This window comes from Streptomyces sp. 150FB, from assembly GCF_000818195.1.
Classification (GTDB): Bacteria; Actinomycetota; Actinomycetes; order Streptomycetales; family Streptomycetaceae; genus Streptomyces.
The window spans coordinates 2,818,341-2,829,998 of record NZ_JTHL01000001.1 but is presented as its reverse complement, the minus strand read 5'-3'; the positions used below and the strand labels follow the sequence as shown (position 1 = coordinate 2,829,998).

Below are 11,658 nucleotides of genomic sequence, written 5' to 3'. Positions count from 1 at the left end.
CCGCCCGCGGAGGTGGCTCCCGGGCAGCCGCTGGGCGCGCGCCGTCAGCTCGTTGTCCTCGGCGGTCCTGCGCAGCAGCTCACGGGCCAGCTCCCCGGCGGGCGTCGGCCCCTCACCGGTCACCTCGTCCGCTCCGCTCATCGAACCCCCTCGGTTTTTCCTTTATTCATACCCAGCGGGCGCCCATTCACGGAGTGCCTGCCCCGACGGCCGCGAGACTGCACCAGGTGGTCTTGCCGGATCCTGTGACATGGGTGCCCCACTCCTTGGCCACCGTGGCGACCAGCAGGACACCGCGACCGCCCTCGGCGTCCAGCCCGGATTCCAGCAGGGCGGGCGGCCGGCACGACTGGTCCCGTACCTCGATCAGCAGTTCGTCGCCCGTGACCTCGATCGCGAAGCTGAAGCTGTCGCCGCCGGCGTGAACGATCGCGTTCGACGCCAACTCGGTGCCGAGCAACTCGGCTTCGGCGCTCAGGGAGGAAAGCTTCCAGGTTTCGAGAAAGCTGCGGATCATCTGACGTACAACCCGGACTTGTCCCCTATCTGTCGCCAGGGCCCGTTCCATCCGCTTTTTCATGCCTGACACCTGATGCCCCGTGCGATCCGAGTGGTCCCGGCGGTCTTCGTCTAACGCCCCGCTGGCCAAATGGGCTTCCTTGTCCGTACGGCGAACCGTGATATGAGCTACCCGCTCACTATGTCTCTGACGCTCGCAGCTCGCAACCGATCCATCTGATAATTTCAGAAAGCGCGGTAGCTCTCTGGATGGGACACCAACTTCCTGCGAGACTCGCCGTGATGAGGCGATGCCGGGAGGTGAGCGCGTGAGCGAGACACGGACGGGAACAGCACCCACCGTCATGCGGATCGTGCTGGGCAAGCGCCTCGGCGCGCTCCGCGAGAAGGCGCGGGTGACGCGCGAGGACGCCGCCTCGGTCCTGGATGTCACCCCATTGACCATTCGCCGGATGGAGAATTCCGAAGTAAGCCTCAAACTCCCCTATGTGGGTCTTCTTCTGCGGGCCTACGGAGTGGGGGAGCGCGAGGCCGAGGAGTTCATCGGCCTCGTCAAGCTCGCCAACCAGCCCGGCTGGTGGCACCGTTACCGCGACGCCCTGCCCGGCTGGTTCAGCGCCTTCGTCAGCCTGGAGGACGACGCCAGCCTGATCAGGACGTACGAACCGCACTACGTGCCCGGTCTCCTCCAGACCGAGGGCTACATCCGCGGGGTGCTGGAGGCCGGCGCGCACCGGGACAACGGCGAGCTGGAGAGGCGTGTCTCGCTGCGGGTCAAGAGGCAGCAGCTCCTGACGAAGCGGCAGGCGCCGATCCTCTGGATCCTCATGGAGGAGGCGGTCCTGCGCAGACCCGTCGGCGACCCGGACGTGATGCGGGCGCAGATCGACCGGCTGATCGAAGCCAGCACGCTGCCCAATGTGACCCTCCAGATCATGCCGTTCAGGCTCGGCCCGCACCTGGGGGCGTTCGGGCCGTTCCATCTCTTCCGGTTCGACATCAACGAACTGCCGGACATCGTCTACACCGAGAACCTGACCGGGGCCGTCTACCTCGACCAGCGCCCGGATGTCGCCGCCTATCTCGAAGTCCTGGACAACCTGTCCGCCCGGGCGGCATCCGTCGAAGAGACAAGAGACTTCCTCCGAGTGATACGCAAGGAGCTGTGATGCGGGAGATCTACAACGGAATGCCGGCCGGCGACCTGGGCACCGAGGGCTGGGAGAAGCCCTGGAGCGGGCCCAACGGCGGCAGTTGCGTCGAGGCCAAGCAACTCGGCGGCGACCACGTGGCCGTACGCCAGTCGACCGACCCGACGGGCCCGGCGCTGATCTGTACGGCGGAGGCCATGGCCGGCTTCGTCGAGGCGGCGAAGAACGGCCTCGCTGACTTCCTCCTGTAACGGCCCCTGTGTAAGGACGTGTTGGTATGACGGACCTTGACCAGCCGGCGAACGAGGAGATCGACGTCTCCCAGCCGCATCCCGCGCGCATGTACGACTTCTACTTGCAGGGCAAGGACTACTACGAGGTCGACAAAGCCGCGGCGGCCCGTGTCCAGACGGTCTATCCGAGCATCATGATCACGGCGCGGGTGAACCGCCAGTTCATGCACCGCGCGACGAGATGGCTGGCCGCCGAGGCCGGCATACGCCAGTTCCTGGACATCGGTACGGGCATCCCGACCCGCCCCAACCTCCACCAGGTCGCCCAGGAGGCCGCTCCGGAGTCGCATGTCGTCTACGCCGACTACGACCCCATCGTCCTGCGGCACGCCGAGGCGCTGATGCGCAGCACGCCCGAGGGCCGTACGGCGTACATCCAGGCGGATGTCAGGGACCCGGAGACCATTCTCTCGGCGGACCGGCTGCACGAGACGCTGGACCTGACCCGGCCGGTCGCGCTGTCGCTCAACGCGTTACTGCATTTCGTCCCCGACGAGAACCACCCGTACGACATAGTGCAGCGCCTTGTGGGCGCGATTCCCTCGGGCAGTTATCTGGCCCTGTCCCATGTCACGGCCGATTTCGCTCCTGAATTGTGGGAAAAGGTCGCCGAGGTCTACCGCAGGGGCGGAATTCCCAGCCAGGTGCGGTCGCGGGACGAGGTGCTGAAGTTCTTCGACGGCCTCGAACTCGTCGACCCGGGACTGACGGTGCCGCACCGCTGGCGCCCCGACGGGCAGTCGGTGGAGGGCGCCACCGACGAGGCGGTCTCCATCTACGCGGCGGTGGCCCGCAAGCCGTGAAAGCGTCAGCCGGTACAGGTCGGTAAACGGCCGTAGGGGCCCGGACGGCGTTGTCCGGGCCCCTACCTATTCACCGCTGTGTCACCAGCGATACCACCGGCCTCGCTTACCGCCGCTTGACGTCGGGCGGACCAGAAACCCGAGAAGCCAGACGACCAGCAAGATGATGGCGATCCACCAAAGAATCTTGAGTGCGAAACCGGCACCGGCGAGGATCAGGACGAGCAGAAGAACGAGTAGCAGGGGAACCATTGTTATCAACCTCCGAGCAGCCGTGTGCCCGCAGGAAATCCCGACATGCGTGGGAAGAGTGCCTGTTTCTTCACGGATTTTCGGGGCATTCGAAAAGATTTCGAAAAGCTGGGGTGCGTGGTGCCGTGCCGGCCGCGCTCAGGCGGTCGGCGGGGCCGCCGGCTCCGGGCGCAGGACGACCGGCAGCGTCCGGTGCCCGTTGGAGATGAACGACGCCGCCGGACGGAGTTCGTCCGCCGGTACGGAGAGCGCGAGGTCCGGGAAGCGCTCGAACAGGGCCGGCAGCGCGATCCGCAGCTCCAGCCGGGCGAGTTCCGAGCCCAGGCAGAAGTGCGTGCCGAAACCGAAGGCCATGTGCTCCTTGTTCTCCCGCGTGACGTCGAACAGCTCGGGGCTCTCGCTGTGCACTGCGGGGTCCCGCCCGATCGCCGCGTAGTTGATGACAAACGTGTCACCCTGGGCGAAACTCAGCCCCGTCTCGGCGTCCTCGAAGTCCTCGACGGCGAACCGCATCACGATATTGGCGATCGGCGCCTGCACCCGGAGGGTCTCCTCGACCACGTCCTTCCAGGCCGCCTTCCCCTCCCGGACCAGGGCGAGCTGGTCGGGGTGGGTGAGCAGATGCGTGATCGAGTGATCGATGAGGTTGACGGTCGTCTCATGGCCGGCCGCGATCAGCAGCATCAGGCTGTCGAGGAGCTGCTGCTCGGAGAGAACGGTGCCCGTCTCGTCGTCGTGCGCGGCGATCAGGGCGCTGGTGACGTCCTCGCCGGGCGACTCGCGCTTCGCGGCGACGAGCGCGGCGAGATGCCCGTACAGCGAGGCGCCGTTGGCCGCCGCCTGCTCGGCGGACACATCGGTGTCGAAGAGCCCGCCGACGTTCTCGCGGAAGGAGTTGTTCATCTCCGCCGGGACGCCCAGCATGGTGTTGACGACCAGAATGGGCAGCGTCCAGGCGAACTCGGCCTTCAGGTCGATCTCGGCGCCGTCCTTGTGCGCGCCGAGGGTGTCCAGGAGGTCGCCGACGATCTCCTCGATCGCGGGCGCCAGGCCCCGCACACGGCGCGCGCTGAACGCCGGGCCGATGAGGCGGCGCAGCCGGGTGTGCTCGTCCCCGTACGCCGTCAGGGCGTTGCGTGCGTCGACCCAGATCCGCAGCGGCCAGTCCTCCGCTATCTCGCCCTCCATGTACGCCGGCCAGTGCTGGTAGGCGTCCTTCGAGATCCTGCGGTCGGTGAGCAGGCGCTTCGCCAGGGCCGTGTCGGTGACGGACCACGCCTCGACGCCACCGGGAAGCTCCACCCAGGTGGCGGGGCCGAGGGCGTTCAGGGCGGCGCCCTCGGCGTGGATGTCCGCCGCGGTCGGGTCGATACGGAACGGGCAGCCGGGCGCTACGTGCTGGGTATCCACGGGGTTGCTCCAAAGTGACTGGTGGCGGAAGGAACAGCGGCGGGTGCGGGGGGTCTGTCGGGCGTGGGGGCAACGGCCGGGTAGGTGACGGGCAACGACAGCCAGCAGGAGCTGAAGGTGCCCGGCCTGCGCAGCAACTGGGCGCTGGGACAGGCGAGTTCGATGTCCGGGAGCCGGTCCAGGATCCGTTCCAGGGCCGTCTCGATGATGATGCGGCCCAGATCGGGTGCCGGTACGGGGCAGCCGTGCACACCGGCGCTGAACGCCAGATGAGCCTGGTTCCCGGCGCGCCGGTGGGCGTGCGCGGCCAGCGCGGGATCGGAGTTGGCCGCGGCGAAGCTCACCATGATGGGGACGCCCGTCTGGAGCTGGACGCCCTCGTACGTCTCCGGCGTACGCGCGTACAGCGGGCTGTAGTTGGCGATCGGCGGGTCCTCCCAGAGCACCTCGTCGATGGCCTGGCTGACCGAGTGCACCCCGTCGAAGACAGACCCGCTGAACCGCTCGTCGTCGGTGAGCAGCTTGAGCGTGTTGGCGATCATGCCCGTGCACGGTGTGGTCCCGGCTGCCACCAGCAGGATGAGCTGCTGGACCATCTCGGCGTCGGTGATACCCGTCGGGTGCGCCAGGATCCAGGAGGTGACATCGGCGGCCGGCTCCCGGCGCTTGAGGTGGATCAGCTCCAGACAGGCCGCCTCCAGCTCGCCGTTGGCCTCATCGGCGTCCTCCGCCGCGTCGAACAGCTTTGCCAGACCGAAGAGGATCCGGCGGGCCACGTCCGGCGGACTGCCGAACATGTCGATCACCACATGGAGCGGCAGCGGCTCCGCGTAGTCGGCGACCAGGTCGCAGCGGCCCAGCGACGCGAACTTGTCGATGAGCGCGTCGGCGACCCGGGTGACGGTGGCGGTCAGGGCGTGCGTGTCGACCAGCGCCAGGCTGTCGGCGATCGACTGGCGCAGCCGGCTGTGCGGAATGCCGTCCAGCCAGAGCGCGTTGTCGCGCGGCCGCATCATCCCGAGGACCGGAGTCGACGGCGGGATCTGCCCGTTGCGCAGCGCGTCCCAGTTGTTCGGGTCCTTCGAGAAGCGGTCCGGGGTGTTGCGCAGCAGGTGCAGGGCGGCGCGGTACGTGGTCGTCACGTACCCCCAGACCCCGTTGTCCAGCTCGACCGGCGCGATCGGGCCCAGGGTGCGCAGCCGCGCGTAGGTGGCCCCCGGGTTCGCCGAGAACTCGGGGCCGTGGATCGGCAGCAGCCGCTCACCCCCGTAACTGACGTACGACGACGCCGGCCAGGCGTGCGGATCGGCGTCGGACTGCCCGCCCGCCGGATAGGGAGTGGTCATCAGTCGGACTCCCGGGTACGGGTGAGGAGATGGGTGACGAGGGCGATGAGCGCGCTCTTCGCGCTGGCGTGGTCACGGGCGTCGCAGTACACCAGCGGCGTGTGATCCTCCAGGTCCATCGCGGTCCGGAGCTCCTGGGTGTCGTAACGCGGCGCGCCGGGGAAGGCGTTGACGGCGACGGCGTACGGCAGGCCCAGCTCCTCCATCAGGCCGATGACCGGATAGCTCTCGCCCAACCGGCGCGTGTCGACCAGGACGAGCGCGCCGAGCGCCCCGACGGCGAGGTCCGTCACCATCGGCCAGAACCGCCCCTGCCCGGGCGCCCCGAACAGGTACATCACGAGTCGCTCGTTGAGATGCAGCCGCCCGAAGTCCATCGCGACCGTGGTCGTGGTCTTGTCCGGCAGTCCGGCGAGATCGTCGGTGTCCGTGCTCGCCTCCGTCATCACCTCTTCGGTGGACAGCGGGGTGATCGAGGATAATGTGCCGACATACGTCGTCTTTCCGACCCCGAAGTCCCCGACCACCAGGACTTTCAGCGTTGTCTCGTCACCACGGAGATACGTGACGGCGGAGTTGGAACTGCTCGGACTAAAGGTTGTGGAGTCCGACAAGGACTGCCTCCAGAAGTGCTTCGTCAGGCAGTTGCGCCGTCAGAATCGTGGTGTTCCGCGTGGTGATGTGACCGCTCTCCATCAGATCGGCGAGCACGATGCGCAGCACGCTGAGCGGCAGCCGTAAGTGGCTGCCGATCTCAGCCACCGAAAGGGCCCCCGGCAGGCACAGGTCCAGCACGGCGCGCTGCTCCGGAGTCAGTTCGACCCGGGAGAGACCGGTGCTCAGGAGCATGACGAGCGTGATCTGGTCAAAGGTGTTCCGACTCGGGGCGGACCGGCCGCCCGTCACCACGTACGGACGCACCAGGCCGCTGTCCCGGCCTCGCCGGGATGGTGTCATGAGGCCGTGCCCGCTCCGGTCCGAGGCGCGACCCCGAGCTGCTCGCGCAGCCGGTCCACCGTCTCCTCCATGGCGTAGGAGACGTCCCTGACAACGGCCTGCCCGCTGGCGCTGACCGCCAGGTGGGTGCCCTCGCCGGCCGCCATGGCGAAGAGGTAGTTGCCGTTGGGCGGGTACTGGAACATGGCGAGTTCACTCGTGCCCGCGGAGTCGGCGAACGGCGCCGCCGACCGGCTGAGGGACTGGATGCCGGAGACGGCTGCGGCCATCTGGTCGGCAAGGTCCGGGTCGAAGTTGGTGGATTTGGCGGCCACGAGACCGTCGGAGGAGAGCAGCAGCACCCGCAGGGTGTGCGGGGTACGGAGCAGGTCGTCCAGTACCCAGCCGAGGTCACCCAGCTTGGAACTCGGAGTGGTCATGTCCTTCAGGTCCTCTCGTCGGGGTTACGGCGTGCGCGTCGGGCCTCATGGATGCCTCCCACGAAGTCGCCGAGGCTGTTGCTTGAGCTGATCGGAGCCTGCGCCCCCGGCGCGGCCGCCGTTCCCGTCGCCCGGGGCGCTCTGCGCCTGCGCTGCGGCAGCGCGCCGTCCGCCGGAGGCGCCGCTGAGGGCGCCGCTGGGGGCGCTGTCTGCGCGACGCCGGTGGGTTCCTCCTGCATGCTGTGTCTCCCGGTGCTGTGCCGCCCGTGGGTACCGGGAGTGCGGGTGTCGAGGGGCGGCGGGACGTGGGCCTGGGCCGGGACCTGCGCCTGGGTGTAGTCGCCGGGCTGGGGCCGGCCGTATGCCTGGGGCCGGCCGTACGAGGGGGCTTGGCCGTAGGCCTGGGGCTGCGCGTACGGCTGGGGCTGTTCCCGCGTCTGTCCCTGTGCCTGGATCTGTCCCTGGGCGGCGGCCGCGCGCCTGCGTGAGGGGGCCGAGCCCTGGTCGGAGTCCTGCTTGTCCGAGACCGTCAGCAGGGCCGCCGGTACGTAGACAGCGGCCCGGACGCCGCCGTACGGCGAGGTCTGGTCGACGCTGACCTGGAACCCGTACCGGCGGGCGAGCACCCCCACGGCGAGGAACCCGAACTTGGGCCGGCTGCCCATCTGCGTGAGCCGGACCGGGACTTGACCGGAGAGGACGGTCGCCGCCGACTGCCTGGCCTCCGGCTTCAGGCCGACGCCCGAGTCGTCGATCATGATCGTCACGCCGTTGTGCGCGTGCACGAACCAGACCTGGACGTCGGCGCCCGGCTCGGAGTGGCGCGCCGCGTTGTCGAGCAGCTCGGCGACGGCCAGTACCACCGGCTCGACCGCGCCACTGACCACGCTGTACGTCGAGTCACCGGTGATCTTGATGCGGTCGTAGTCCCTGATCCGGGACTGGCCGCCGCGTACGACGCTGAGCAGCGGCGCCGCCTTGCGCTGCCGGCCCGGCCAGGCGTCCAGCAGCACGTTGATCACCTGGACACGGCGGCCGAGCTGGCTGCTCGCGTGGTCGATGTCGTTCGCGTCGGCGAGGACCATCGGGTCGTGGTGCCGCTCCAGCATGTTCTCGATGGAGTGCGTCGTGTCGTTGAGCAGGCTCTGCATGGACTGCATGACCGTCAGGACCATGGCCTTGGCCACGCCCTCAGCGCGGTTGGATGCCTGGACCGTCACATCGTGGAACTGCTGGAGCACCGCGGCCTGGGCGATGCCGAACTGCGTACCGGCCAGGCCCTGGTGGAGCGGGCCCGGCACCTCGGTGGCCTGGCCCTGCCACAACCCCTTCTCCAGCGCGGGCAGTTGGGTGTGGACGAGATGCCTCAGCTCGGCATCGCGCTGGTCGGAGCGCGTCTGCGTCTCCAGCAGCCGGTCGGCGCTGCCGCGTGCCGCTCGGCGGTGGCGCCGCGACTGCCGCGCGACCACGAACAAGGCCACGGCAAGGACCAGGATGATCAGTAGCAGGAGCAAGCCGGCCGGCTCCTGTATGGATAGGGGCATCAGGTCCTCGAACAAGATCAGGAGTGGGCGAGCGACGGGCGATCACGGACGGCACGGGCGGAAGGTGCCGGGCTGATCACCTGGCGCGCGAATGACATCGCGGGCCGGCTCGGTGGGCGCCATTCGAGAAGGCGCGGGCCTGTGCTGTGGCGTTCCGTACGCTCCGTGTTTTCCCCGCGCTCCACGAAAGGTGTGTACTCCGGGTGCTGAACGGGCGCGCCGGGCGCCCTGACACCATCCGGCACTATCCGGCACTATCCGGCACGAAGAACGTGCGGGCCGCCCTGGAGCCGCTGGTCAGGCGGGGGCGTGGCCGTAGTGCCCGGTGTGAGCAGATCTGCACGACATAACGTCATAGCTGGAGCGGTGCCTCTCAACTCGCTTGCGGCGTACGGCGCCTCATACGGCCGACATTATGCAACGTCATATACCAGCGGGGCGAGTTATTCGAGCGGAGGCACATCTTCCTTATGAAGAAATGGGATTGACGGTACGTCAGCGCGGCCGCCCACCTGATGGCGGACGGCCGCGAGCGTGCTGCGAGAGGCGGTGCGGGGTGGTGGTCAGCCGACGTTGAGCGCCGTGTCGTCCACCACGAACGAGGTCTGGAGCTTGGAGCCCTCGGTGCCGGTGAACTTCAGCGTGACCGTCTGTCCGGCGTAGGCGCCGAGGTCGAACGAGCGCTGGGTGAAGCCGTTCGCCGCGTTGGCGTTGGAGTAGGTGGCGAGGGTGGACAGGACGCTGCCCGAGCTGTTGAGCACCTGCACCTTGAGGGTGTCGTACGCGGTGCTGCTCGTCTCCGCGGTGTCGATGTGCAGGTAGAAGCTGAGAGCGGCGTCCGAGCAGCCGGCCGGGATCGTCACCTGCTGGGAGAGGGTGCTGGTGTTGGCGGTGCCGTAGCCGCCGAGCCAGGCCTTGTACGAGCCGGAGTGGGCCGCCTTGGTGGTGTTGTTGGAGATCACCTTGGTGGACGCGGTCCAGCCGGAGGCGCCGGACTCGAAGCCGGGGTTGGCCAGGAGCTGGCCGGCGGTGCAGGTGCCGCCGCCTCCGCCGCCCGTACCGCCGCCGTTGCCGCCGCCCCCGCCGCCTCCGGTGCTGCCTTCGCCGGCCAGCCAGGCGGTGGCGTTCAGCGCGAGGGCCGCGTTGGTCGCCGACGGGTCGTTCCACCCGTCGTAGAGCGTGTCGCCCGAGGCGCCGGTGCCGTCGTCGATCGGCGAGCTGTCACCCCAGATGGCCACCCGGCCGCTGCCGAAGGTGGAGGTCACGAAGAACGCCCCGGTGGTGCCCGTGGTGCTGGAGCCGGAGCGCCAGACCAGGCCCTTGACGGCGGAGTTGTCGGCCGGCTTGAGCGTGAAGGTGGTGCCGTCGGCGATCAGGCTGCCGGTCACCTTGCCGAACGTGCCGTTGAGGACGGGGTTCGAGCTGTCGCTGATGGCCTTCGGGGTGCCGGAACCCACGTCGAGCAGATCGACCGAGAAGCCGAACGGGTCGGTGTTGTCCACGCCGTTGCTCGTCATCAGGTCGTTGATGACCGCCGGGGAGTCGTAACCGTCGTTGTTGCGGTCGCTGTTGTCGTGGTCGGAGATCAGGAAGAGACCACCGCCCGCCTGGACGAACTTCATGACCGCGGTCTTCTCGGCCGTGCTGAGCCGGATGTTGGGCTCGGGCAGGACGAAGGTGTCGAAGTTCTTCAGGTCCAGCGCGCCCGAACCCCCGTAGGTGATGGTGTTCCCGGACGGGAGCGTGCTGAGGGAGTAGTCGCCGGTCTTCTGGAGCGCCACGCCCCACGACGACAGACCGCCGGTCCAGTCGGTCTCCTTGGAGGGGGTGGAGTCCTGGCTCAGCGGGTCGGGCTGACTGGAACTGATGACCCAGTCGGCGTTCCCGGCGGTCTCCGCCTTGGTGTTGTCGAAGAGCACCCGGTGAGTCGCGGCTGCCGCCGCCTCATGGGCGGGCGGCTGGGCGGATCCAGCGGCGTAGCCGGGGCCGGCTCCGGCGCCCAGGCCGGCGATGACAACACCCAGGCTGAGGGCGGTGGTGGCCGTGGCGAGCAGGTAGCGGGACTTGTTCGATCTGTGCATCCGTCAACCTCCGTGTGGGGGTGGGGTGGTGGAACGGGGAACGGTGCGGCGTCGTGCGAAGGGCAAGTCTGCGCGCGTAGATTGTGTCCTGGACGTCCGGCGCGCTACGGACCGGTGAACGTTACCGGGCGCCGAGGCCACCACGCCAGAGGGCCTGGCGGGGCAGGAGTGGAGGAGTGCGCCGGGCCGCGCGCTCCTCCTCGTACAGACAGACGGGTTACGGTGCTGCTGTGGTGATCGCACGGGAGGACACGGAGCCGGGGACCGCGCTGCTGCTCGCGGCGGCGCCCGTCGGCAAGGGCTGTCTCATGGATGCCTCCTCGGTGCTGCCGGCACTCGCGGCCGTGGCGCCGAGCGTCCTGACCGGCACGGTGGCGGCGACCGTCATCGAACTCGCCGACCCGATGGACCAGCAGACCGTCCTCACCCGCATCCGCGCGGCGGCCACCACGACGGGACCGCTGTCCCTCTACATCACGGGACAGTTGCACCTCGACCACAAGCAGCACCTGATCCATCTCGCGCTGGCCCGTACGACGTCCTCGACCCTCCGCTACACCGGGCTGCCCTGGCACTGGCTGGTCGGCGAACTCGGGCTGCGCCGGCCCGGCACGACCACGGTGGTGGTGGACCTGGTCGCCGACGCCGAGACCTGGCCGCTGGTCAACACCCAGGGCCTGGGGCTCGGTTACGGCATCCGCGTGTACGGGCGGATCGTTCCGCCGCCGCCCCGCAGGACGATCGCCTCACCGCTGTACCTCAAGGCGTGCGCCGCGATCTGGCGCAGCGGCGCCCGGCCCCCGCTCGGGCTGCTGCACGAGCAGGCGGCGGCGCGGGCGGGGTCCGAGGGCGCTGTACTGCTCCTGGCGGCCGACGCGCAGGC

The 11,658-nt window shown here is 68.9% G+C and carries 12 protein-coding genes and 1 pseudogene; 4 read left to right on the top strand and 9 right to left on the bottom strand.

The window, feature by feature from the left end; translation table 11 throughout:
* Nucleotides 1-187 precede the first annotated feature (187 nt).
* Nucleotides 188-568: an ATP-binding protein gene (locus tag QR77_RS46585; RefSeq protein WP_269084359.1), complete on the bottom strand. Its 381-nt coding sequence runs from the start codon at nucleotides 566-568 to the stop codon at nucleotides 188-190.
* Nucleotides 569-827: 259 nt separating this feature from the next.
* Between QR77_RS46585 and QR77_RS11915 the strand changes: the two genes are divergently transcribed.
* From QR77_RS11915 to QR77_RS11905, 3 genes are read left to right on the top strand one after another with little or no spacing between them, the layout of a single operon-like run.
* On the top strand, nucleotides 828-1,688 hold the full coding sequence (locus tag QR77_RS11915; protein WP_040027756.1) for a helix-turn-helix transcriptional regulator: 861 nt from the start codon (nucleotides 828-830) through the stop codon (nucleotides 1,686-1,688).
* The gene (locus QR77_RS11910) at nucleotides 1,688-1,921 is read left to right on the top strand and encodes a DUF397 domain-containing protein (protein ID WP_040021534.1); all 234 of its coding nucleotides are present in this window, start codon (nucleotides 1,688-1,690) and stop codon (nucleotides 1,919-1,921) included. Before QR77_RS11915 ends, QR77_RS11910 begins: the two co-directional genes overlap by 1 nt.
* A 26-nt stretch (nucleotides 1,922-1,947) precedes the next feature.
* Nucleotides 1,948-2,766, top strand: coding sequence for an SAM-dependent methyltransferase (locus tag QR77_RS11905; RefSeq protein WP_040021533.1), 819 nt, complete (start codon nucleotides 1,948-1,950; stop codon nucleotides 2,764-2,766).
* An 81-nt stretch (nucleotides 2,767-2,847) separates the two neighbouring features.
* Here the strand turns inward: QR77_RS11905 and QR77_RS48575 are convergent, their stop codons facing one another.
* The 8 genes from QR77_RS48575 to QR77_RS11865 all read right to left on the bottom strand — a co-directional run bounded on the left by QR77_RS48575 (nucleotide 2,848) and on the right by QR77_RS11865 (nucleotide 10,775).
* Entirely contained in the window at nucleotides 2,848-3,018 is a 171-nt protein-coding gene (locus QR77_RS48575) for a DUF5670 family protein (protein WP_040021532.1), read from the bottom strand.
* Nucleotides 3,019-3,156: 138 nt separating this feature from the next.
* A complete protein-coding gene (locus QR77_RS11895; RefSeq protein WP_040021531.1) occupies nucleotides 3,157-4,428 on the bottom strand; it encodes a cytochrome P450 in 1,272 nt (423 codons plus the stop codon).
* Nucleotides 4,410-5,774 carry a cytochrome P450 gene (locus QR77_RS11890; RefSeq protein WP_063798023.1) on the bottom strand — a complete coding sequence of 455 codons (1,365 nt, stop codon included), beginning with the start codon at nucleotides 5,772-5,774 and terminating at the stop codon, nucleotides 4,410-4,412. Before QR77_RS11890 ends, QR77_RS11895 begins: the two co-directional genes overlap by 19 nt.
* The gene (locus QR77_RS11885) at nucleotides 5,774-6,313 is read right to left on the bottom strand and encodes an ATP/GTP-binding protein (RefSeq protein WP_236711100.1); all 540 of its coding nucleotides are present in this window, start codon (nucleotides 6,311-6,313) and stop codon (nucleotides 5,774-5,776) included. Before QR77_RS11885 ends, QR77_RS11890 begins: the two co-directional genes overlap by 1 nt.
* 52 nt (nucleotides 6,314-6,365) lie before the next feature.
* On the bottom strand, nucleotides 6,366-6,731 hold the full coding sequence (locus QR77_RS11880; RefSeq protein ID WP_040021529.1) for a DUF742 domain-containing protein: 366 nt from the start codon (nucleotides 6,729-6,731) through the stop codon (nucleotides 6,366-6,368).
* Nucleotides 6,728-7,150 (bottom strand): roadblock/LC7 domain-containing protein, encoded by a 423-nt coding sequence (locus QR77_RS11875; protein ID WP_040021528.1) that lies wholly within the window; start codon nucleotides 7,148-7,150, stop codon nucleotides 6,728-6,730. The genes QR77_RS11880 and QR77_RS11875 overlap by 4 nt, the downstream gene beginning before the upstream one ends.
* A 5-nt stretch (nucleotides 7,151-7,155) precedes the next feature.
* Nucleotides 7,156-8,664: an ATP-binding protein gene (locus QR77_RS46580; protein WP_052488688.1), complete on the bottom strand. Its 1,509-nt coding sequence runs from the start codon at nucleotides 8,662-8,664 to the stop codon at nucleotides 7,156-7,158.
* Nucleotides 8,665-9,257: 593 nt separating this feature from the next.
* Nucleotides 9,258-10,775, bottom strand: a complete 1,518-nt coding sequence (locus tag QR77_RS11865) for a hydrolase (protein ID WP_078876620.1) — start codon at nucleotides 10,773-10,775, stop codon at nucleotides 9,258-9,260.
* Nucleotides 10,776-11,083: 308 nt separating this feature from the next.
* On the opposite strand from QR77_RS11865, the pseudogene QR77_RS48570 reads away from it, so the two are divergent.
* A pseudogene (locus QR77_RS48570) lies at nucleotides 11,084-11,658 on the top strand (hypothetical protein); the annotation flags it as partial.

Bases quoted from the DNA above. Each gene is read 5' to 3' on its own strand.
- QR77_RS11905 (WP_040021533.1), top strand. From the start codon at position 1,948: ATGACGGACCTTGACCAGCCGGCGAACGAGGAGATCGACGTCTCCCAG.
- QR77_RS11865 (WP_078876620.1), bottom strand. From the start codon at position 10,775: ATGCACAGATCGAACAAGTCCCGCTACCTGCTCGCCACGGCCACCACC.
- QR77_RS46585 (WP_269084359.1), bottom strand. From the start codon at position 568: ATGGAACGGGCCCTGGCGACAGATAGGGGACAAGTCCGGGTTGTACGT.
- QR77_RS11910 (WP_040021534.1), top strand. From the start codon at position 1,688: ATGCGGGAGATCTACAACGGAATGCCGGCCGGCGACCTGGGCACCGAG.
- QR77_RS48575 (WP_040021532.1), bottom strand. From the start codon at position 3,018: ATGGTTCCCCTGCTACTCGTTCTTCTGCTCGTCCTGATCCTCGCCGGT.
- QR77_RS11890 (WP_063798023.1), bottom strand. From the start codon at position 5,774: ATGACCACTCCCTATCCGGCGGGCGGGCAGTCCGACGCCGATCCGCAC.
- QR77_RS11880 (WP_040021529.1), bottom strand. From the start codon at position 6,731: ATGACACCATCCCGGCGAGGCCGGGACAGCGGCCTGGTGCGTCCGTAC.
- QR77_RS11875 (WP_040021528.1), bottom strand. From the start codon at position 7,150: ATGACCACTCCGAGTTCCAAGCTGGGTGACCTCGGCTGGGTACTGGAC.